This window comes from Nocardia heshunensis, assembly GCF_054782115.1.
On the sequence record NZ_BAAGTC010000002.1, the window covers coordinates 888829 to 909226 of the forward strand.

General features: G+C 68.6%; 19 protein-coding genes. 9 read left to right on the forward strand and 10 right to left on the reverse strand.

Annotated elements, in window-relative coordinates; translation table 11 throughout:
- Positions 1 to 26: 26 nt before the first annotated feature.
- Both ACYVN4_RS04250 and ACYVN4_RS04255 read right to left on the reverse strand, forming a co-directional pair.
- Positions 27 to 1727, reverse strand: a complete 1701-nt coding sequence (locus ACYVN4_RS04250; protein ID WP_460717882.1) for an AMP-binding protein — start codon at positions 1725 to 1727, stop codon at positions 27 to 29.
- The gene (locus tag ACYVN4_RS04255) at positions 1724 to 3355 is read right to left on the reverse strand and encodes an AMP-binding protein (protein ID WP_460717883.1); all 1632 of its coding nucleotides are present in this window, start codon (positions 3353 to 3355) and stop codon (positions 1724 to 1726) included. The genes ACYVN4_RS04250 and ACYVN4_RS04255 overlap by 4 nt, the downstream gene beginning before the upstream one ends.
- Before the next feature lie 55 nt (positions 3356 to 3410).
- Between ACYVN4_RS04255 and ACYVN4_RS04260 the strand changes: the two genes are divergently transcribed.
- Positions 3411 to 4271 carry a helix-turn-helix transcriptional regulator gene (locus tag ACYVN4_RS04260; RefSeq protein WP_460717884.1) on the forward strand — a complete coding sequence of 287 codons (861 nt, stop codon included), beginning with the start codon at positions 3411 to 3413 and terminating at the stop codon, positions 4269 to 4271.
- Positions 4272 to 4416: 145 nt separating this feature from the next.
- On the opposite strand, the gene ACYVN4_RS04265 is transcribed toward ACYVN4_RS04260, so the two are convergent.
- Together ACYVN4_RS04265 and ACYVN4_RS04270 are read right to left on the reverse strand one after the other, a co-directional pair.
- Positions 4417 to 4872, reverse strand: a complete 456-nt coding sequence (locus ACYVN4_RS04265; protein ID WP_460717885.1) for a ribosomal subunit interface protein — start codon at positions 4870 to 4872, stop codon at positions 4417 to 4419.
- Positions 4873 to 4913: 41 nt separating this feature from the next.
- Positions 4914 to 5345, reverse strand: coding sequence for a winged helix-turn-helix transcriptional regulator (locus ACYVN4_RS04270; RefSeq protein WP_460717886.1), 432 nt, complete (start codon positions 5343 to 5345; stop codon positions 4914 to 4916).
- Between the two features lie 55 nt (positions 5346 to 5400).
- Here ACYVN4_RS04270 and ACYVN4_RS04275 point away from each other — a divergent pair, with 55 nt between their 5' ends.
- Entirely contained in the window at positions 5401 to 5919 is a 519-nt protein-coding gene (locus ACYVN4_RS04275) for a PaaI family thioesterase (RefSeq protein ID WP_460717887.1), read from the forward strand.
- A 6-nt stretch (positions 5920 to 5925) separates the two neighbouring features.
- Here the strand turns inward: ACYVN4_RS04275 and ACYVN4_RS04280 are convergent, their stop codons facing one another.
- A complete protein-coding gene (locus tag ACYVN4_RS04280; RefSeq protein WP_460717888.1) occupies positions 5926 to 7134 on the reverse strand; it encodes a UDP-N-acetylglucosamine--N-acetylmuramyl-(pentapeptide) pyrophosphoryl-undecaprenol N-acetylglucosamine transferase in 1209 nt (402 codons plus the stop codon).
- A 253-nt stretch (positions 7135 to 7387) separates the two neighbouring features.
- Here ACYVN4_RS04280 and ACYVN4_RS04285 point away from each other — a divergent pair, with 253 nt between their 5' ends.
- From ACYVN4_RS04285 to ACYVN4_RS04300, 4 genes are all read left to right on the forward strand, one after another.
- On the forward strand, positions 7388 to 9550 hold the full coding sequence (locus ACYVN4_RS04285; RefSeq protein ID WP_460717889.1) for a terpene synthase family protein: 2163 nt from the start codon (positions 7388 to 7390) through the stop codon (positions 9548 to 9550).
- A gap of 45 nt (positions 9551 to 9595) precedes the next feature.
- Positions 9596 to 10471, forward strand: coding sequence for a polyprenyl synthetase family protein (locus ACYVN4_RS04290; protein WP_460717890.1), 876 nt, complete (start codon positions 9596 to 9598; stop codon positions 10469 to 10471).
- A 348-nt stretch (positions 10472 to 10819) separates the two neighbouring features.
- Positions 10820 to 11689 (forward strand): hypothetical protein, encoded by an 870-nt coding sequence (locus tag ACYVN4_RS04295; protein ID WP_460717891.1) that lies wholly within the window; start codon positions 10820 to 10822, stop codon positions 11687 to 11689.
- Entirely contained in the window at positions 11686 to 12126 is a 441-nt protein-coding gene (locus tag ACYVN4_RS04300) for a hypothetical protein (protein WP_460717892.1), read from the forward strand. Before ACYVN4_RS04295 ends, ACYVN4_RS04300 begins: the two co-directional genes overlap by 4 nt.
- 63 nt (positions 12127 to 12189) lie before the next feature.
- Here ACYVN4_RS04300 and ACYVN4_RS04305 read toward each other — a convergent pair whose 3' ends face one another.
- Complete coding sequence (locus ACYVN4_RS04305; protein ID WP_460717893.1) at positions 12190 to 13002, reverse strand: SAM-dependent methyltransferase; 813 nt, start codon at positions 13000 to 13002, stop codon at positions 12190 to 12192.
- A gap of 173 nt (positions 13003 to 13175) precedes the next feature.
- Between ACYVN4_RS04305 and ACYVN4_RS04310 the strand changes: the two genes are divergently transcribed.
- Positions 13176 to 14288, forward strand: coding sequence for a cytochrome P450 (locus tag ACYVN4_RS04310; protein ID WP_460717894.1), 1113 nt, complete (start codon positions 13176 to 13178; stop codon positions 14286 to 14288).
- 3 nt (positions 14289 to 14291) lie between these two features.
- Here ACYVN4_RS04310 and ACYVN4_RS04315 read toward each other — a convergent pair whose 3' ends face one another.
- Positions 14292 to 15005 (reverse strand): phosphatase PAP2 family protein, encoded by a 714-nt coding sequence (locus ACYVN4_RS04315; protein WP_460717895.1) that lies wholly within the window; start codon positions 15003 to 15005, stop codon positions 14292 to 14294.
- Between the two features lie 107 nt (positions 15006 to 15112).
- On the opposite strand from ACYVN4_RS04315, the gene ACYVN4_RS04320 reads away from it, so the two are divergent.
- On the forward strand, positions 15113 to 15823 hold the full coding sequence (locus ACYVN4_RS04320) for a response regulator transcription factor (RefSeq protein WP_460718362.1): 711 nt from the start codon (positions 15113 to 15115) through the stop codon (positions 15821 to 15823).
- Here ACYVN4_RS04320 and ACYVN4_RS04325 read toward each other — a convergent pair.
- The gene (locus ACYVN4_RS04325) at positions 15749 to 17146 is read right to left on the reverse strand and encodes a sensor histidine kinase (protein ID WP_460717896.1); all 1398 of its coding nucleotides are present in this window, start codon (positions 17144 to 17146) and stop codon (positions 15749 to 15751) included. The genes ACYVN4_RS04320 and ACYVN4_RS04325 overlap by 75 nt on opposite strands.
- A 23-nt stretch (positions 17147 to 17169) precedes the next feature.
- The gene (locus ACYVN4_RS04330; protein ID WP_460717897.1) at positions 17170 to 17763 is read right to left on the reverse strand and encodes a TetR/AcrR family transcriptional regulator; all 594 of its coding nucleotides are present in this window, start codon (positions 17761 to 17763) and stop codon (positions 17170 to 17172) included.
- 114 nt (positions 17764 to 17877) lie between these two features.
- Between ACYVN4_RS04330 and ACYVN4_RS04335 the strand changes: the two genes are divergently transcribed.
- Positions 17878 to 18681 (forward strand): class I SAM-dependent methyltransferase, encoded by an 804-nt coding sequence (locus ACYVN4_RS04335; RefSeq protein ID WP_460717898.1) that lies wholly within the window; start codon positions 17878 to 17880, stop codon positions 18679 to 18681.
- Between the two features lie 32 nt (positions 18682 to 18713).
- Here ACYVN4_RS04335 and ACYVN4_RS04340 read toward each other — a convergent pair whose 3' ends face one another.
- Complete coding sequence (locus ACYVN4_RS04340) at positions 18714 to 20201, reverse strand: condensation domain-containing protein (RefSeq protein ID WP_460717899.1); 1488 nt, start codon at positions 20199 to 20201, stop codon at positions 18714 to 18716.
- Between the last annotated feature and the right edge of the window lie 197 nt (positions 20202 to 20398).

Consider the following 20398-nt stretch of genomic DNA (forward strand, 5'->3'; position numbering starts at 1 on the left):
TCGTAGTGGCATGGGGCGGTGCGGATTCAGCGGGTGGTGTCGCTCAGTACGTCCTCGTAGCGGTACTCGGTGGAGAGGGTTTCGCCGGCCGCGTGGGCCTGCTCCTCGCGGCGGCGCAGGTCGACGCGGCGGATCTTGCCGGAAATGGTCTTCGGTAGTTCCGTGAATTCCAGGCGACGGACCCGCAGGTACGGGGCCAGGTGATCGCGGGCGTATTCGAGGATGGCGCGGGCGGTTTCGCGGTTCGGTTCCCATCCTGCCGCCAGCGTGACGTACGCCTTGGGCACCGCGAGGCGCGTGTCGTCCGGCTGCGGCACCACGGCGGCTTCCACCACGGCCGGATGTTCGATGAGCACGCTCTCGAGTTCGAAGGGGGAGACCTTGTAGTCGGAGGATTTGAACACATCATCGGTGCGGCCGATGTAGGTGATGTAACCGTCCGAATCCCGCACGGCGACATCACCGGTGTGGTAATAGCCACCGTCCATCACCGCGGCATTGCGCTCCGGATCGCCGAGGTAGCCGGTCATCAGATTCACCGGCGCCGCAGCGAGATCCAGACAGATCTCACCCTCGTCGGCGAGCTGCCCGGTGATCGGATCCACCAGGACCACCGGCACCCCGGGCGCGGGGCGGCCCATGGAACCGGGCTTGAGCGGCTGGCCGGGCGTATTGCCCACCTGCAGCGTGGTTTCGGTCTGGCCGAAGCCGTCGCGGATGGTCAGGCCCCAGGCCTTCTCCACCTGGGCGATGACATCCGGGTTCAATGGCTCACCCGCGCCGAGGATTTCCCGCAGCCCGATCGGACGCTCGCCCAGATCGGCCTGAATCAGCATGCGCCACACCGTGGGTGGAGCGCAGAACGTGTTCACCTCGGCGCGGCGCAGTTGATCCAGGAGCGCGGCAGCGTCGAAACGCGCGTAGTTGTAGACGAATACGGTCGCCTCGGCCAGCCACGGCGCGAAGAAACAGCTCCAGGCGTGCTTGGCCCAGCCGGGCGCGCTGATGGCCAGGTGGACATCGCCGGGCCGGGAGCCGAGCCAGTACATGGTGCTCAAATGACCGACCGGGTAACTGATCTGGGAGTGCTGCACCATCTTCGGCTTGCTGGTGGTGCCGGAGGTGAAATAGACCAGCAGCGGATCGGTCACCTCGGTGCCGGGCCGGAACGGGCCCGTCGAGGCGACGGTCGCGGCGTCGGCGTAGTCGTGCCAGCCGGGGACGGACTCGCCCACCACGATGCGCGTGTAGTCGCCGGGCACCTCGTCGAACTTGGCCGTGTCGGCGTCGTTGGCGATCACGAAACGCGCTGTGGCACGCTCGATCCGGTCGCTCAGATCGGCCGGGCCCAGCGCCCCGGTGGTCGGCATGATGACCGCGCCCAGCTTGGCCACCGCCAGCATGGCCTCCCACAGCTGCACCTGATTGCCCAGCATGAGCATGACCCGATCGCCCTTGCCGACGCCCAGACCGGCCAGCCAGGTCGCCACCCGGTCCGAGCGCTGCGCCATCTCGGCGAAGCCGACCCGCTGCTCGGAGCCGTCCTGCTCGACGATCCACAGCGCGGGACGGTCGTTGTCGCGGGCGATGACGTCGAACCAGTCGGTGGCCCAGTTGAATTCGCCGGTCAGGTGCGGCCACTGGAAATCGCGCAGGGCGGCGTCGTAATCGGTGGCCGCGGATAGCAGCCCGTCGCGGGCGGCGCGGTAGGCGTCGGTGTTCGTCATGCGTCCTCCTCGATCAGCCGAGCGCCGATCTCGCGCATCTCGACCTTGCGGATCTTGCCGGTGACCGTCATCGGGAATTCCTCGACCAGGTGCACGTAGCGGGGGATCTTGTAGTGGGCCAGCTTGCCGGTGCAGTACTCGCGCAGGCTCTCCGCCGTCAAAGGTGTTGTACCCGGGCGCATCCGGATCCACGCCATCAATTCCTCGCCGTACTTGGCGTCGGGTACTCCGATCACCTGGGCGTCGAGGATGTCGGGGTGGGTGTAGAGGAATTCCTCGATCTCGCGCGGGTAGATGTTCTCCCCGCCGCGGATGACCATGTCCTTGATGCGGCCGGTGATGGCGACGTAGCCGTCGGCGTCCAGGGTGGCCAGGTCGCCGGTGTGCATCCAGCGCGCGGCATCGATGGCCTCGGCGGTCTTCTCCGGCTCGCCCCAGTAGCCGAGCATCACCGAATAGCCGCGTGTGCACAGCTCGCCGGCCTGTCCGCGCGGGACGGTCACCCCGGTCACCGGGTCCACGATCTTGATCTCCAGGTGCGGCCCGGCGCGGCCGACGGTGGCGGTGCGCTGGGTCAGCGAGTCGTCGGCGCGGGTCTGGGTGGAGACCGGGGAGGTCTCGGTCATGCCGTAGCAGATGCTCACCTCGCGCATGCCCATGCGATCGATGACCTGCTTCATCACCTCGACCGGGCACGGCGAACCGGCCATGATTCCGGTGCGCAGCGATGACAGGTCGTAGCTGTCGAATTCGGGATCGGCCAGCTCGGCGATGAACATGGTCGGCACCCCGTAGAGCGAGGTGCAGCGCTCGGCCGCGACGGTCTCCAGGGTGGCGCGCGGATCGAAGGCCGGTGCCGGAATCACCATGGCTGCACCGTGACTGGTGGCGGCCAGATTCCCCATCACCATGCCGAAGCAGTGGTAGAAGGGGACTGGAATGCAGATCTTGTCCTGCTCGGTGTAGCCGCACAGTTCCCCGACGAAGTAGCCGTTGTTGAGGATGTTGTGGTGGCTGAGCGTCGCGCCCTTGGGGAAACCGGTTGTGCCCGAGGTGTATTGGATATTGATCGGATCGTCGGTGGACAGCGCGGACTGCGCGGCGGTCAGCAGATCCGGGTCGGCGGCGCGACCGGTGGCGAACAGCTCGAGCCACTGCAGACTGTCCAGCAGCACGGCTTGTTCGAGTTCCGGGCACTCGGGCCGGACCTCGGTGATCATGGCCGCGTAATCGGAGGTCTTGAACGACGGGGCCGCCACCAGTAGGCGAATCCCGGCCTGGCGCAGCACATAGCGCAGCTCGTGCGAGCGATAGGCCGGATTGATATTGACCAGGATCGCGCCGATCTTGGCGGTCGCGTACTGGGTCAGCGTCCACTGCGGGCAGTTCGGGGCCCAGATGCCGACCCGGTCGCCCTTGCCGATCCCGGCCGCCAGCAGGCCCAGCGCCAGCGCGTCCACCTCGGCGGTGAACTCGCGGTAGGTCCAGCGGATGCCGGTGGTGTAGTCGACGAGCGCCTCCCGATCCGGATGCGCGGCCATCGTCCGATCCAGATTCGCGCCGATCGTGTCGCCCAGCAGGGGTGCGTCCCAGACCCCGAAGGCATAGCTCTCCGTGCTCTCACTCACACCAGTAGGATCTACGTCACACCCAGCCCCGACCACCCCCGAAAGGGGTTAGCCGATGACTCCGGACGGCGACGGCTTGCTCCGCCCGAGCGACGGGGACGCGCTGCGCGCTGAACTACGCTCGCTCGCCGCCCTGTCCAAGCTGCCGGTCGTCTTCGGCGGCGAGGTACACGCGGGCACGCTGGTGCTCAGCGAGTTCGTCGGCACCCGCACCAACGGCATGCGCGGACTTTCCGTCGCACCCAGTTCCGGACTGGGCGGCTCGGCGGTGGCCACCGGCAAGCCGCGCTCGGTAGCCGACTACCGCTCCGCCTCCACCATCACCCACCACTACGACGCGCCCGTCCTCGGGGAGGGACTGCGCGCGGTGGTGGCGGTACCGGTGGTCCTCAACGGCCAGGCCCGCGCGGTCCTCTACGTGGCCAACCGGGATTCCGGAGTGATCGGCGACCGCATCGCCGACGAAATGGTGCAGGCGGGCCGCCGCCTCGCCACCGAACTGGCCATCCGTGACGAGGTGGATCGGCGACTGCGGATGTCCTTCGCGCGGGAGGCCATGACGAGCGCCAACACTGTTGTCACCGAACAACTTCGGGATCTGCACGCGGAACTGCGGGGCATCACCCAGGTGGTATCGGACGCAGCGGCGCGCTCCCGCCTACGAGACGTGACAGAGAAACTCGCCCGCCTCGTATCGGGCGTCGCGGCTCCGGACGACGCGGTGACCCTCGCCCCTCGCGAACTGGACGTACTCGCCGTCATCGCCTTGGGATGCACGAATCTCGAAGCAGCGCAGCGTCTCTCGGTCCGCCCCGAAACGGTGAAGAGCTACCTGCGCAGCGCTATGACGAAACTCGGCGCCCACAACCGCCACGAGGCGGTCGTGCGAGCACGCCGCCTCGGACTATTGCCTTAGGAATTCGGGCCACCACGCCTCGGGGGCACGGCGGTCCGGCGGGGTTTGGGGCAGCCCCTGCGGCCCAATGCCTTTCGGGGCTGCCTCTTGGAATTTCGGGGTTTCAGGGGCTTGCCCCTGAGAGTTACGAGAGTTGTTTCAACTCTCAGTCCGCCACTAAGTGGCGGATTGTCTCTCCGCCCTTGGCGTGGTGGAGTCGACCGAATTTGCTGTCGAGCAGGTGAGCCATGCTGTCCGCGGCCCCGGTGTAGGCATCCTCGACGGTGGCGGCGCGGTGCGTGGTCGCTACCGGCGGCTGGCCTTTCGGCCGCGCTTCGAGGGTGCACTTCTTGTCTTCGGAACCGCCCTTGTGGCCGTTCACATCGGTGATGTGGGCTTCGACCCGGGTGAGGTGATCTGCGAATCGATCCAGTACCGAAGCGATGGTGTCCGTTGCTTCCTGGGCGATCGCGCCACCGCCGACATGCTTGTCGGCGAAGACCTGGATTTGCATGGCATCTCCAATCTCTCGGAATAGCCGAGAACTTGCTGACACCTCCGACATTACCTGTTCTTTACGGGTTTCGCCGGTCGGGAATGTCACCCTCGTTACCCATGTCATGAAAGGTAATGTGGCAAGCGAGCTTTGCGTGTGACGCGGTCCTACCTCGGGGTCGCCGTGAGTTCGCGGCCGGTGTCCTCGAGGTGATGCCCCGCGGCGCAACACAGGGTCGCGCGGACCGGTTCACCGCACTCGGTGTGAGTGATCGCCAACGGTGGTCCGTCGGGTCCGGCCAGATGTTTGTCACCCCACTGCATGAGCGCGGTCAGCACCGGCTGCAGTTCCCGTCCGGCCGAGGTGAGCCGATACTCCTGCCGGGTGCGCGCGCCCGGCTCCCGATAGTCGACGCGCTCGAGAATGCCGGTCTCGACCAGGGTGCGTAGTCGCCGCACCAGCACCGCGCGCGGCGCGCCGGTGGCGTCGGCGATGGCGTCGAAGCGCCGCACCCCGAGGAAAACCTCGCGCAGTGCCAGCAGCGACCATTGCTCGCCGATCAACTCCAGGGTGGCGGCCACCGAACAGTTCCGTGCCATGTGACACATTCTACCTAGGTTCGTAATCTGAACTCAGAGTGTTAGGGTGCTGGATATGACGACCATCGACGTGCCCGAGTCCTGGGGCGAAGCGCGCAGCAAAACCGTGCAGTGGTTCGACCCCAAGGTCGGACTGGAGGCCGCGGTCGGCAAGACCGGGCTGGAGTACCTCACCGCGATGATGAACGGGGAGATTCCGGGCGCGCCGATCGGCGGGCTGTTCAATATGCGGCCGGTCGAGGTTGCGCAGGGCGACGTCGTATTCACCTGCGCCCCTGACGAATCCATGTACAACCCGATCGGCATGGTGCACGGCGGCGTGGCCTGCACGCTGCTGGACTCGGTGGCGGGCTGCGCCGTGCACACCACGCTGCCCGCCGGGGTCGGCTACAGCTCGATCGAGATCAAGTTGAACTACCTGCGGCCCATCCACGCGCACACCGGTGAGATCCGCGCGCACGGCTGGGTCACCAAGCCGGGGCGACGTGTCGCTTTCGCCGAGGCCGATCTGCGCGATGCCGACGGGACGCTGCTGGCCACCGCCACCAGCGCCTGCCTGATCATGGGCGGCTAGTTTTTCTCAGCGGGTCGCGAGATCCAGCACGGTGAGGGCCAGGTGCTCGGCGGCCAGTGGGTGGCCCAGGGCCTTGGCGGCGGCGGAAACGGCTGCGCGGGAGTCGGATTCGGTGAGCAGCTCGGTCAGCGCGGTGCGCAGGTTGGCGACCGTGGCATCCGCGCCCACCAGCGCGCGGGCGGCATTGTTCTCGGCCAGGATGCGGGCATTGCGGATCTGCTCGCCGCCGACGGAATGCGGGTAGGGGATCAGCACCGAGGGCTTGCCGAGGGTGGTGAGCTCGGCGAGAGTGCCTGCGCCGGAACGGGATACCACCACATCGGTCAACGCCAGCACGTCGGGGAGTTCGGGTCCGATGAATTCGCGGACCAGGTAGCGGCCGCGCACCTCGTCGGGCAGGGTGGCTGCGCTGTCGCGGACCTGCTCGAAGGACAGTCGTCCGCACTGGTGAATCACGTTGGCCTGCAACAGCAGTTCGGGCAGCAGCTCCCGGATCAGATCGTTGATCTGCACCGCGCCCTGCGCTCCACCGGTGATGTAGACGGTCGGCAGGCCGGGGGTGTAGCCGTCCCACTCCAGCGCCTTGACCGCCGCGGCGGGATCACCCGTGGTCAGCGCGGGCCTGATCGGGTTGCCGGTGACCAGGGCCCGATCCCGAACCTTCGCGGGCAGCATGCCGATGGACGCCTCGGAACTGAGCGCGATCCGATCGGCCATGCGCGCGAGCAGCAGATTGGCCTTGCCGATGCCGGTGGTCTGCTCGTGAATGACCAGCGGCCGTCGGCGCAGTGCCGCGGCCATGCCGATGGGGGCACATACGTAGCCGCCGGTGCACAGCACGGCGTCGGGCCGGAACGCGCGCACAACCCCCTGAGCGGTGACGACGCTGATCGGAACCCGCAGCGCATCCCGCGCATTGTCCTTGTTGAGCATTTTGAGCGGATTGCGGTCGCGGCGAAGCTTTCCCGCCTTGATGCCGGTGAACTCGACGTCGTTCTCGGCCGCCACCCGCTGCTCGAGGCTGTCGGGCACGCCCACCCACAGCACCTCGGCGCTCGCCCCGGCCTCGGCCGCCAGATCCCGCAGCGCGCGCACGGCCGCCACCGCCGGATAGGTGTGCCCACCGGTGCCGCCACCGGCGACGATCACGCGGACCCGGCCACGGGCGGCCAGCCGCTGCAGGATCGGGTCGCGGTCGGCGGCGGGATTCGGCATGGACGATCCTCCTGGTGCGGATGGCGTGTGGACGGGCAGCGCCCAGGCTATCCCGGCGGGGGCCTCGAACGCCGGTCCGGGAGGTACCGGTCGGTCGGAGAAGATTGCGAGGTGTTGGCGAGACGGCACCGCGCCTCTACCATGGTTGTGACGCTGATCACGTTGTCGCAGTGAGAGTTCTGACGCGGCCCGTTCGACATATCGCCAGCAGCAGCGAATACCGTCACGTTCCCCCAGCGAGAGGGCCCCCGAGTTGAAGCCCTTCACCCTGCCCGATTTCTATACCCCACATCCCGCCCGGCTCAATCCGCACTACGAATACGCGCGCGTGCACTCCGCCGCCTGGGCGCAGCGGATGGGCATGCTCGGCGAGCGCGGGGTCGACGGCACACCCATCTGGGACGCCGAGAAATTGGACCGCATGGGCTACGCGCTGCTGTGCGCCTACACCCATCCGGACTGCGACGCCGAGACTTTGGCGCTGCTCACCGAGTGGTACATCTGGGTCTTCTACTTCGACGACTGGTTCCTCGCGCAATACAAGTCCACCGGCGATCGCGCCGCCGCCACCGGCTATCTGGGCAGGCTCGAACTGTTCATGGGCGAACCCGGTTGTCCCGCACCGGAACCCGAGACCCCCTCGGAGGCCGGGCTGGCCGACTGCTGGGCCCGCACTATTCCGGTCATGTCGGCGGGCTGGCGGGCGCGCATGCGCACCTCCACCCACAACCTCATGGTCGAATCCCTCTGGGAGCTGGACAATATCGCCCGCGACCGGGTGGCCAACCCCATCGAATACGTCGAGATGCGCCGCCGCGTGGGCGGTGCGCCCTGGTCGGCCAATCTGGTGGAGTTCGCCTGCGGCGCGGAGGTGCCCGACCGCCTCACCCGCGAGCGCCCGCTGCGGGTGCTGTGCGAAACCTTCTCCGACGCAGTGCATCTGCGCAACGACCTGTTCTCCTACGAGCGCGAGGTCCGCGTCGAGGGCGAGAACGCCAACCTGGTGCTGGTGCTGGAACGCTTCCTGGGCCTGCCCACCCAGGCCGCCGCCGAACTCACCAACGACATGCTTACCTCGCGCCTGGACCAGTTCGAGGACACCGCCGAGATCGAACTACCGCAACTGTTCGCCGAACGCGCGGCCACCCCGGCCGAGCAGCTCGCGGTGGTCCGCTACGCCACCGGCCTGCAGGACTGGCAGGCCGGGGGACACGAATGGCATCTGCGATCGAGTCGCTATATGAACAGCGGCGTCTCGCGCGGCCCGACCGGGCTCGGCACCGCCGCGGCCCGGCTCGCGCCCGGCCTGCGGGTGCGGCTCAATCAGCAGACGCCGCCGCCCCGCACGCCCGGACCGTTGCCGGTGCGGGGACTGCTGATGCCCTACGCGATCGCGGTCAATCCGCATGTCGCACTGGCTCGCGCGGACGTGCCGAACTGGGCGGCCCGGGTGGGACTGCTGGACCCGGTGGTGGGCTGGACGGCGGAATCGCTGGCCGCCGCCGACTTCGCCGCCCTCATGGCCATGGTCGATCCCGACGCCGAAGCCGCGGAACTGGTGTTGCGCACCCGCTGGTGCGCGTGGGGGACCTACGCCGATGATCTGGCCACCCGGGTGTTCCGCGCCGATCCGGCCGCCGCGCGAGTTCAGCTGCGGCGCTTGCCGCTTCAGCTGACCGATGCCGCACCGACGCCGGTCACCCCGCTCGAACTCGGGCTGTCGCAACTGTGGGCCGATGCCGCGGCCGGTCTCGACGACGACCGCCGGAATCGACTGCGCGCGGCCCTGATCGAGCTGTTCGAGGGCTGGGAATGCGTGCTGGACAACGAGCTTCGCGGACGGCTGCCGGATCCGGTCGACTATCTCGAACTGCGGCGGCTGACTTCGGGCGGCCCGCTGTTCCGCGCACTGGACACACCCGGCGCGCCCGATATCGAGTCCGGCCCCGATCTTTCCGGCCTCGACGACTCCAGTATCGTTCGGCAGCTGGAGAATTCGGCGCACGACTACGCGGCCTTGGTCAATGATCTCTACTCCTATCAAAGGGAGATCGAATTCGACGGCGAGTTGCACAATCTGGTGTATCTCACCCAGTCCTTCCTGGGATGCTCGCGCGAGCGGGCCGCCGATATCGTCGTCGATCTCGCCAATGAACGGCTGCGGCAATTCGAATTCATTGTGCGCGACCAGCTTCCCGGATTCTTCACCGATTACCGACTGCCCGAAACGGTGCGCGCCGCGACCGTCGACCATGTCGAACGGCTGCGTCACCATATGGCGGGAAATCTGCACTGGCACACGCTGACCGGTCGCTACACCGAGCCCGCCCTGCGGGCCGCGGTGCGCAAACCGGTGATCGGCGGCCCCCGGGGCGCCTTCGTCAGCGTGCTCGCCGATCGGGCGGGCCGGCGCTGAGAGCCGACCCGCCCACGAATCCGCAGCAGTTCACTGGAGGTTGCCATGAGTTCGTCGACAGCGGCCGATCCCGCGATCGGAACGCAGGACCGCGCGCGGCAACTGCTGAGCCGGGCCCGGCAACTGACCACACCGTTGATGCGGACCGCCGTCGACACGCTGCCCGCGGAACTGCGGCTGATGGCCGGATATCACCTGGGCTGGTGTGAGGCCGACGGCACCGTCGCCGCGGGCGCGACGGGAAAAGGCTTGCGGCCCGCGCTGGTGCTCGCCGCCGCGGCCGCCGTGGGCGGGCCACCGACGGCGGCCCTGCACGCGGCCGCCGCGGTCGAGATGGTGCACAACTTCACGGTGATCCACGACGAGGTCATGGACCGCGATGCCGTGCGCCGCGGTCGCCCGACGGTGTGGCGGCTGTGGGGCGCGGACGATGCGGTGCTGGTCGGGGACGCATTACACAGCCTGGCCATCTGGACGCTGGCCGAGGCGCCGGATGCCGCGCTGGCGGGCATCGCCCGGCTCGAGGACGCGGTCATCGAACTGTGCCTGGGGCAGCATCACGAATGCGCGCACGAGACCTGGGCCGTGGCCGGTCTGGACGCCTACTTGGAAACGCTGCGGCATCGGGCGGCCGTGCTGTTCGGCTGCGCGTGCGCGATGGGGGCGTTGTGCGCGGGCGCGCCGTCGGAGGTGGTTGCGGCGATGGATCGGTTCGGCCGCGAACTCGGCATCGCCGCGCAATTGAGCCTGGATCCACCGGCCGGGCGTGCCGCGGAACTGATCGCGCGGGCGGGTGGAAAGGCGTGGGCGCGAGCGGAATCCGCGCGCAGGCTGCGCGCCGCGGCAGGTTTGCTGGCAGGCCGGCCCGCGGAGGATCTGCTGACGCTGGCCGACGGCCTGGTGGGCGCTGCACACCGATAATCAAACTCGACCGGCCGGTTCATATTGCGCTGCAAACCTTTTCCCGGCCTCGAATGTCAAGCGAACTTAACCGGCGCCGGGCCGTGTAGCGGATCGCTTGCGCTGGTGATGCTCATTTCCGAGATCGGGCCCGCGGGCAGTGCCGTGCAATGCCATGGGACTTAAGTAATCGATTCACCGGAGACCATTGCTCCAAAACCGGTGGGCTGACACGATATCCCCCGCACGGCGAACCGGAACGAGGCGGTTCGACGTCGAAATATCAACCAGGCGTGCCACTTTCGCATTCGGATGTCTTCCGGCTGCGCAAACGCCTTTCTTCGCCATGCCTATTCCCAGGAGTTCACCATGACTACGGGAGCACTCGCCGGACCCGGCCGACCTGCAGCGGCCGAACCCTGGCGATTGCCGGCACTGGGCCACGAATCCGCCAGGGAATTGGTCCAGGAATTGGCACAGGCCGCGATCACCACGCGCACCGGGGTGCTGCGGGTGACCGGGGATCCGGGCGGGGACCTCCATGTCGTCCACGGGCTGGTGGTCACGGTGGATTCGCCCGGCGCGCCCGGGGTGCGCGCGTTGCTCGCGCGCCCCGGGCGCATCTGTACGGGGGTGGCCGACCTGCGCGTGGTCGCCACAATGGCCGCGGTGGACGGCTGTTTCGCCATCGCCTCGGGATGGATCGGCGACTGCTCGTGGCAGGACCTGCCGATCGATGCGACCGATCCCGAGGCGGTGAGCGGCCTCCCGGTGCCCGGCATCGAAGCCGGATGGCTGCTGCTGGAAACCGACCGGCGCCTGTGCGCGCTCGGCCACGGACGCGTTTCCCCGCACCGCAATCAACTACTGCTCACCGAACGCGGACGGGCACTGCTCAGCACGCCCGGCAACGGCCGCCGCCGCGAGATCCTGCTGTGGGCCAATGGCCGGCGCAGCTGCCGGGATATCGCGATGTTGTTGTGCCGCAGCCTGTATGCGGTCACCGTCGAGGTGGTTCGCATGCTCGACGACGACCTGCTCGCCATCGCACCGGTCATGGCCGAGGTACCGGCCGAGCAGATCGAGGCAACAGAACCGCCGCGCACCGGCCGCTCCCTGCTGCCCCGCCGCCGGCGCGGCGCCAGCGGCATCAACGACACGCTTCCGCCCCGCCTCCCCGTGCCCGTGCCGCGGGGCCAGCGTGCCCTCACGCCCAGAAGAACAGAGAGGACGCAATGAATACATCGAGCGGAGCCGGCTCACCCGGCAGCATGACCGACCGGGTGGCGACCCTGGTCAAGGTGCTGCGGTCGGAGGTGCCCGATTGCGTCGCCGCGGGCGCCATCGACATGTCCACCGGCATGCTGCTGGCGGTGGAGACCGTCGACAACCATCCGCAGGAGGTGCTCGACCTGCTGGCCGCGGCCACGCTGGAGCTGTTCCAGGGGCGGAATGTGGTGATGATCGAGAACATCTGGAAGGAGCGGCGCGGCATCCGGCTCGAGCGCCATTACTTCCAGGAGATCCTGGTCAACAGCGACAACCTCACTCACCTGTTCTGCCGCACCGAGAGCCGCGAGGACGTGGTGATCGTGGTGGTGTGCCGCAAGACGGTCAATGTCGGCATGCTCTTCGCACAGACCCGCCGTGTGCTCAAGGATGTCGGCAGGTTGTGACATCCGGCGGGGACGGGCCGTGGGCGCTGGAGGCCCACGGCCCGTTCGCCATTGATCGGGGGATCAGGGGATGCGGGCGACCCCGCCCCACATGCTGACCGCTTCGGGGCGCGGGTGCGGGCGATACTCCTCGGGCCGCCAGAGGGTGACCGCGGTGATACCGGGCGCTACCAATTCGAACCCGTCGAAGAACTTCGCGAACTCGGCCCCGGAGCGCAGCCGGAACGGAACGCCGCTGCGCTGATTGGCCTCTCGCGAGCGCGCCAGATCCTCTTCGTCGAGGTAGTCGCCGGTGGCATGCGACATGACCAGGAAACTGCCCGGTGCCAGCGGCTCGGTGAGCTGCCGGATCAGCTCGTAGGGGTGGTTGTCGTCGGTCATGAAGTGCATGACCGCCACCACCATCAGCGCGATCGGCTGGCTCAGATCCAGGGTGGCCAGCAGGTCGGGGTGGTTCAGGATGCGTTGCGGGTCGCGCAGATCCGCGTCCAGATAAGCGGTGCGGCCCTCGGGGGAGCTGTCGAGCAGGGTGCGGGCGTGCATCAGCACGATCGGATCGTTGTCCACGTAGACGATGCGCGATTGCGGCGCGATGCCCTGCGCGATCTCGTGCACATTGCCCGCGGTGGGCAGGCCGGTGCCGATATCGAGGAACTGGCGGATGCCCGCCTCGGCGGTCAGGTAGGCGGTGGCCCGCCGCAGGAAATTGCGGTTCTCCACCGCCGCCAGCTGGACCGTCGGGAAGGCTTCGGCCACCGCGTCGGCGGATTCGCGATCGGCGGCGAAGTTGTCCTTACCGCCCAGCCAGTAGTCGTACCGGCGGGCCGGGTGCGGCTTGCTGGTGTCGATGCGTGCGGCCGCGGGATCCGAGTTCACTACGCTCCCAATTCTTTTCGGCTACTGTCTCACAGTGTCAGCTCCAGTTGCGGACCGGTAGCGGCCAGGCCGCGCGACCGCTCCGCAGCCTTGCCGGAAGGTTCGTCATGCAGTTGCGCTACAGCCCATTCGATTTCGATGTCCATGCCGATCCGTACCCCCACTATGCCAGGTTGCGTAGCGAGGCCCCGGTATACCGCAATGCCGACGACGACTTCTGGGCCTTCTCGCGCCACGCCGACGTGCTCGCCGCCCTCCGCGACTCCGACCGTTTCTCCAGCCGCAACGGCCTGCGCATGGAACCCGCCTTCTGGGGACCGCAGGCCGAACGCTTCTTCTCCTTCGTCGCCATGGACCCGCCCAAGCACACCCGGCTGCGCGGCCTGGTGACGCGCGCGTTCACCGCGCACCGGGTGCAGTCGCTGCAGCCGCGGCTGCGCGAGATCGCGATCGGCCTGCTGGAACCGCTGCTGGAGCGCGGCAGCTTCGACCTGATGGCCGAATTCGCCGGGCCGTTCCCCACCGAGGTGATCTCGGAGCTGGTCGGGGTGCCCGAGGGTGATCGGGAAATGCTGCGCAAGCTCGGCATGGAGATCATGTACACCGACGAGGAGTCGACCGATCTGCGGCCCGAGGCCATGCAGGCGATCGGTGCGCTGGTTGGGTACTACACCGAACTGACCATCGAGCGGAGCAAGTCGCGGCAGGACGATCTGCTCTCCGGCCTGCTCGACGCCGCCGACGGCGATGACCGACTTACCCCCGAAGAGATCGTCGGGGTGTTGATCCTGCTCATCGGCGCGGGCATCGAAACCAGCATGCTCACCTTCGGCAATGCCTGGCACGCCGCGTGGCTGCACCCCGAACAGCGCCGCGCCGCGCTCGACGGACGCATCGACGACTGGATCGACGAGGCCATGCGCTGGGATCCGGCCACTCAGGCCCAGCTGCGCACCACGACCGAGGCGATCGAGCTGCACGGTGTCGCGATTCCCGCCGATGCCCGCATCCTGTTGCTCACCGGCGCGGCCAACCGCGATCCGGAGGTCTTCGCGAACCCGGACACCTTCGATCTGGATCGCGACACCTCCGCGTCGCTGGTCTTCGGCAGCGGCCGTCACCATTGCCTCGGCTCCAATCTGGCGCTGCTGGAACTGCGCACGGCATTGACCGAAATCGCTTCCCGGGTGGCCGATTTCGAGATCGATCCGGCGGGGCCGGTGCGCATTCACGCCTCCAACAACCGGGGTTTCGCCAGCCTGCCGACGACCGTCACCCGGCGCTGAGGTTCAGCGCAGCGAGGCGGGCAGGCGGTCGGTCACCAGGTGGGTTCGGGAGCGCAGGGTCAGGCAGATCGTGAGCCAGCAGGCTCCGATCAGCCAGCCCGCCAGAATGTCGGTCGGCCAGTGCACGCCCAGGTAGAGGCGGGACAGGCCGACCGCGACCACGAACACGGTGGCGAGGGCGATCAGCAGGACGCGGATGGCGCGACGCGTGATGCGCGCTAGCGCGACGGCCACCAGGATGCCGATCACCACGGTCGAGCCGAGCGCATGGCCGGACGGGTAGGAGTGATTGGTTTCCGTGACCAGATGGTCGATCACCGGCGGGCGGTCGCGTGCGATCAGCAGCTTGCCGAAATAGGTGAGCACTCCCGCGCCCGCGGCGGCCACCGCGACCAGCACCGCCTGATCCCAGTGCTTGCGCCAGGCCAGCAGCACGCACGCCACGATCGAGTAGACGGCGACCGTGACGGTGTCGCCCGCCGCGCTGATCGCCTTCGCGATCGGGGTCAGGGTGTCGGTGCGGTGATCGATGAACCATTGCAGCCAGGCCGAATCCGGCCCGGCCGGGCCGTTGTACCAGATCACCACGCAGGTCAGCACGAGAATCGCGGCCGTCAGCGCCAGCGCGACGAGCACGCCGGCGAGCATGCCCTCTTCGGGGTCTTCCGTTCCGGTGGTCGTGGGCGCTTCCTTCGATGCGGGTGGTGAGGACAGCATGCCATCGAGGTTGCCACGGTATCGCTGAGAGAACGTTGAGAGGCGGATTTACGAGGACGGCACGGCTGGGCACGCCGCCGGATCGGTGATCGGGCATGCTGGTGCCCGTGCGGGTGCTGGTGGTCGAGGACGAGGAGCGGCTGGCGCGGACGATTCAGCGCGGGCTCGAGCTCGAGGGGTTCGTGGTCCAACTGGCGCACACCGGGCCGGACGGATTGTGGGCGGCGAGCGAGGACGCCTTCGATGTGATCGTGCTCGACATCATGCTGCCGGGCCTCAGCGGCTACGAGGTGCTGCGCCGACTGCGCGCCCGCGACGTCACCACGCCGGTGCTCATGCTGACCGCCAAGGACGGCGACTACGAGCAGGCCGACGCGCTGGATCTCGGCGCGGACGACTATCTGACCAAACCCTTTTCGTTCGTGGTGCTCATCGCGCGCTTGCGGGCGCTGCTGCGCCGCCGCACCCCGCAGCAGCCCACCCTGCTCGCCGCCGGTGACCTGGTGCTCGATCCGGCCCGCCGCACGGTGCGCCGCGGTGACACTCTGCTCACGCTGACCCCGCGCGAGTTCGGACTGCTGGAATTCCTGCTGCGGCACCAGGGTTTGGCCCTCACCAAGTCCGAGATCCTGCGCAATGTGTGGGACGCCCACTACGACGGGCCGGAGAACGTGGTCGAGGTCTACGTCGGGTATCTGCGCAAGAAGATCGATGTGCCCTTCGGCCGCACCAGCATCGAGACGCTACGGGGTGTCGGCTACCGGATGATCGACGCCGGTGGGCAGGGCGATCACGAATCGGGCGCCACCCCACGGTGATTCGCCGATCGTGACCGAACCGCCGTGCGCGGCCACGATTTCCGCGACGATGGCCAGGCCCAGCCCGGAACCGCCGGTGGCGCGCGCCCGGTCCGCCTCGAGCCGCACGAAGCGGCCGAAGACCCGTTCGCGGTCGGCGGCCGGGATGCCGGGGCCGTCGTCGTCGACGATCAGCAGCGCGCCCGCTGTATCCCGCCGCACCGTGACCGCGACCGTGGAGCGGGTGTGCGCGGCGGCATTCTCGACGATATTGCGCAGCGCCCGTTCGAGTTTGGGCCGATCGCCCCGGATGCGCACCGCGTCGATCTCGGAGCGCACCGTAACTCCGCCGCGCATGCGCAGCGCCAGTACCTGTTCGGCGGCCACATCGTCGAGATCCACGTCGCCGCCGCGTACTTCGAGCCCGTTCTCGTCGGCGGCAGCCAACGTCAGCAGGTCGTCGATGAGCCGGCGCATGCGTTCGGTCTCGGGCAGCAGGGTGCCGTCGATGAGTTCGGCGTCCAGCGCTTCGGGCCGGTCGCGGGCCAATTCCAGGGCGGCGGTGACCACCGCGAGCGGGCTGCGCAATTCGTGCGAGGCGTCGCCGACGAAGCGCCGCTGGGCCTGATGCCCGGCCTCGACCCGGGCGAGCATGTCGTTCATGGTCTCGGCCAGCCGGGCGATCTCGTCGCGCGCCACCGGCACCGGCACCCGCTCCGACAGCCCGGCCGCGCCGATCCCGGCCACCCGGCGGCGGATCTCCTCCACCGACCGCAGCGATCGGCCCACCAGCAGATAGGTGGCCAGCGCGGCGGCCGCCACCACGATCGGGCCGCCCACGGTGACCAGCGCCGCAACCCGTTTCACCGCGCGTTCGGCGGGTTCGCTGTTACCGGCGACCAGGACGAGATAGTGGCCTGCGGGGGTGGTCACCGGCCGCGCGGCGACCCGCAGGTCCTCGTCGTAGGTCGCCACCGGACGGCGGCCGTTCTGCTGCTCGGTCACCTGCGCCGGATCCAGCAGCGGCGGCGCGTAGGTCGAATTCGATTCGCGGGCAATGCCGCCGCGGGCGTCGATCACCTGCACCACGGCGACCTGCCCGCTCACGTCGAACAGCGACCCGGGCAGCTCCGCGACGGAGTTGCGGGCCAGTTCGGCGGCGACGGCATCGGCGCGGGTGCCCGCGGCGGCGTCGATCTCGCGCAGCAGGGATCGGTTCAGCAGGCCGAGCATCGCCCCGGCCGCCAGCAGCAGCACCGCGCCCACGGTGAGCGCCGCGGCGATGGCCGAGCGAATCCGCAACCCCCAGTGCGAGGGACGCAACCAATCCGGGATCCGAGTCACGCCCCCATCATGGGCCACCGGGCTCACTCCTCGCGGCGCAGCAGGCCGCGATTGACCAGCCCGAGCACGTGGGAGACGGCGGCATCGATATCGGCCGGGGTGGTGGGCAGCGACCCGTCGAGCAGCAGGGCGGCCAGGCCGTGCACCGCCGACCAGGCGGCGGTGTCCGCGCCGGGGCGCAGGTCGGGATCCATGAGTCCGGCCGCGAGGGCCTCGTCGAGGACCTGCCCGAGGATGCGGTGCGGGTCGTCGGCCGGGTCGTCCGGCGCGTCCGGTGTGGTTGCCGATCGATTGCCGAACGCGGTGCGGAACAGGCCGGTTCGGGTGAGCGCGAAGTCGATGTAGGCGGTGCCGACTGCGTGCAACCGGCCGCGCGGATCGTCGATGCGGGCGAGCCGGTGCCGCATCCCGGCGGCGAGCTCGGCGCGGGCGTGGCGGGATACCTCGGCCAGCAACGCGTCGCGATCGGCGAAGTGCCGGTAGGCGGCCGAATGCGAGACCCCGGCGGTGCGGGCGACCTCGCGCAGGACCACGCAATCCGGTCCGCCCGCATCGGCCAGCGCCACGCCCGCCTCGATCAGCGCCGCGCGCAGGGCGCCGTGATGGTAGGGGCTCATGGCCTCAGCATCGCACGAAGATGTTGACGGCGGTCACATAGGTGCGCATACTCGAAGATGTAACCAGTGGTTACTTTCTGGTCGTGGCCCCGACCTCGAGCGAAAAGTGCTGACATGAACGACATCTCCCTCGATTCCCCCTACGCGTCGGGCACCTCGCGGCTCGATATCGAGAAGGCGCTGCGAGACGCCGGGCGCGACCCGGACCGGCTGCAACTCGCGGACCTCACCCTGGTGGAGGACTTCCACACCATGGGCCGGATCGCCACCGCCGCCCTGGCGGAGTTGACCGCGCTCACCCCGCAGACCCGGGTGCTCGACGCCGGGAGCGGTATCGGCGGCACCGCGCGCTTCCTCGCGGAGACCTACCGCTGTCCGGTGACCACAGTGGACCTGACCGCGGACTACTGCGAGACCGCGAGCTGGCTCAATGCCGCGGTCGGGTTGGACGGGCTGATCTCGGTGCGGCAGGGCAATGTCACCGAATTGCCGTTTGATGACCGGAGTTTCGACGTGGTCTTCAGCCAGCACGTGCAGATGAACATCGCCGACAAGGAGGCGCTCTACCGGGAGGCACACCGGGTGCTCGAAACCGGTGGGCGGCTTGCTCTCTGGGATATCACCGCGGGCGACGGCGTGCCCGACTTCCCGCTGCCCTGGGCGGACCGGCCGCAGCAGAGCCATCTGGTGGCGCCGGACGTGCTGCGCGGGGCCATTGAAGGTGCGGGATTCGCGATCGAGGTGTGGGAAGACCTCACCGAGCAGGCCGGCGCGATCATGCGGATGGTGCTGGCGGCACCGCCGAATCCTGTTGGGCTGCAAGCCTTCGTCGCCGATTTCCCGCGCAAGGTCGAGCACCTCGCGCAGGGGCTGGCCGACGGCAGGTTGCGGGCGGTGCGCTGCATCGCCCGGGCTTGATCGATACTGCCCGGGCTTGATCGACTACCGCGTTATCGCGCGCGGTGGGACCGGCGGCTGCGGCGGCGCGGTTCCGGGTGCAGCAGCGGGGCGATCGGCCCCGCATACCCGGACGCCACGAGTTCCACCATGGCGCTGAAGGTTTCGACGAAGCGGGTTGCGGTGGCGCGGTCGAAACGGGCGATCGGATACAGGAACGGCCCGGTGATGCCGGTCGGCGCGCCGGTGTGGTCGTAGTTCTCGGTGAGCCCGAATTCCAGATCGTGCTTGGCCCGGACGATGCCGGTCGGGAAGTCGGTGATGGCGATGCCGCCGGTGGCGGTCGTGGGCGGGGCGGCGTCGGCGCGCTGCAGGATGAGGGTGGCCTGGAACAGTGGGTGTGCCGGATCCTGCGGAAGACTGCGCAGCAGCCGGGGATTCGGGGTGTCCGGGTGTGCGAAGGCGGCCAGGGCGACCTTGCGGACCTGGTCGATGAGGTCGTTCATATCGGTCGCGCGGTCCAGCCGGATGCGCAGCAGGACATCGTCGGCGAGATTGCCGACCAGGTCCGCGAGCAGCGGGTCGTCGCGCCCGGAGACGGCGGTCGCGACGGTCACGTCCGGCGACTTGGCGAAGGCGGCGACACTCAGCGCGAAGGCGGTCTGCAACAGCATGAACAGGCTCGCGCCGCCGTGCCGGGCGCGCGCCAGCAGGGCCGCGTGCAGGGTCGGGTCGAAGCGGATCTGAATGAGATCGCCCGCGGCGTCCGGACGCTCGGAACCTGCTCTGTCGTAAGGCAGTTCGAGCGGGGTGGGGCGGCCGACGAGATTGTTGGCCCAGTAGCGCAGCTGGGTGCTGGCCCGGCTGCCGGGATCGTCGAACGCGCCCAGATACTCGTGCTTCCACAGCGTGTAGTCGATGTAGTCGACGGCCAGCGGGGTGAAGGCGGGGGCCCGGTGGGCGCTGCGGGCGAGGTAGGCGGTGACCAGGTCGCGCAGCAGCGGTTGCATGGATGCGCCGTCCAGCGAGATGTGGTGGATCACCAGGGCCAGCACCACATCCCGGCTGCCCAGCCGGAAGATGCGCGCCCGGATCGGCAGCTCGGAGGCGAGATCGAAAGCGCGGCCCGCGAATTCGGCGATGCGCTCGGTCACCTCGCCCGGGAAACTGTCGACGACCTCGACTTCCACCCGTGCCACATCGGCGTCCAGGACCATTTGGATGGGCCCGTCGGCGGTCGCGGGGTAGCAGGTGCGCAGCGGGGCGTGCCGTCGCACGACGTCGTCGATGGCGGCGCGCAGCGCGAGAGAATTCACCATGGAGCCGCGAATTCGAAACGCGCGAGCAACATTCCAGTCAGCGGACTGTCCGCAGGCCGCGGCGTGCCACATCCGTTCCTGCGCGGGCGCCAGCGGAACGCGTGGCGATCGAGGCATGCGCCGCAGTGGCGCGGGTTCCTCGACTATCCGCAGGAATTCTGTCGTATCAGCGGACTTCCGCCGTTGTAAAGGTCTTGTCCAGACAGCAATCGGCCCGACCATCGACGCCGCCCTCTCAGCATTCGAACGATGTTCACACCACCGCCCGAATAGCCCGGCAGCTCTGCGGAACGGCGATCCGGCCCACGGTAGCAACGGCATGGCAATTCCGCTTGCCGAGAAGTGAGACGCAGGTCACTCACATTATCTGCACGAGCGAAAGCCCAGGAAGTCAGGGGCATTCGATGGCTCGAGTAGGC

Bases quoted from the DNA above. Each gene is read 5' to 3' on its own strand.
- ACYVN4_RS04270 (WP_460717886.1), bottom strand. From the start codon at position 5,345: ATGGCACGGAACTGTTCGGTGGCCGCCACCCTGGAGTTGATCGGCGAG.
- ACYVN4_RS04295 (WP_460717891.1), top strand. From the start codon at position 10,820: ATGACTACGGGAGCACTCGCCGGACCCGGCCGACCTGCAGCGGCCGAA.
- ACYVN4_RS04290 (WP_460717890.1), top strand. From the start codon at position 9,596: ATGAGTTCGTCGACAGCGGCCGATCCCGCGATCGGAACGCAGGACCGC.
- ACYVN4_RS04250 (WP_460717882.1), bottom strand. From the start codon at position 1,727: ATGACGAACACCGACGCCTACCGCGCCGCCCGCGACGGGCTGCTATCC.
- ACYVN4_RS04335 (WP_460717898.1), top strand. From the start codon at position 17,878: ATGAACGACATCTCCCTCGATTCCCCCTACGCGTCGGGCACCTCGCGG.
- ACYVN4_RS04315 (WP_460717895.1), bottom strand. From the start codon at position 15,005: ATGCTGTCCTCACCACCCGCATCGAAGGAAGCGCCCACGACCACCGGA.
- ACYVN4_RS04330 (WP_460717897.1), bottom strand. From the start codon at position 17,763: ATGAGCCCCTACCATCACGGCGCCCTGCGCGCGGCGCTGATCGAGGCG.
- ACYVN4_RS04265 (WP_460717885.1), bottom strand. From the start codon at position 4,872: ATGACATGGGTAACGAGGGTGACATTCCCGACCGGCGAAACCCGTAAA.
- ACYVN4_RS04340 (WP_460717899.1), bottom strand. From the start codon at position 20,201: ATGGTCGGGCCGATTGCTGTCTGGACAAGACCTTTACAACGGCGGAAG.
- ACYVN4_RS04280 (WP_460717888.1), bottom strand. From the start codon at position 7,134: ATGCCGAATCCCGCCGCCGACCGCGACCCGATCCTGCAGCGGCTGGCC.
- ACYVN4_RS04260 (WP_460717884.1), top strand. From the start codon at position 3,411: ATGACTCCGGACGGCGACGGCTTGCTCCGCCCGAGCGACGGGGACGCG.
- ACYVN4_RS04300 (WP_460717892.1), top strand. From the start codon at position 11,686: ATGAATACATCGAGCGGAGCCGGCTCACCCGGCAGCATGACCGACCGG.
- ACYVN4_RS04275 (WP_460717887.1), top strand. From the start codon at position 5,401: ATGACGACCATCGACGTGCCCGAGTCCTGGGGCGAAGCGCGCAGCAAA.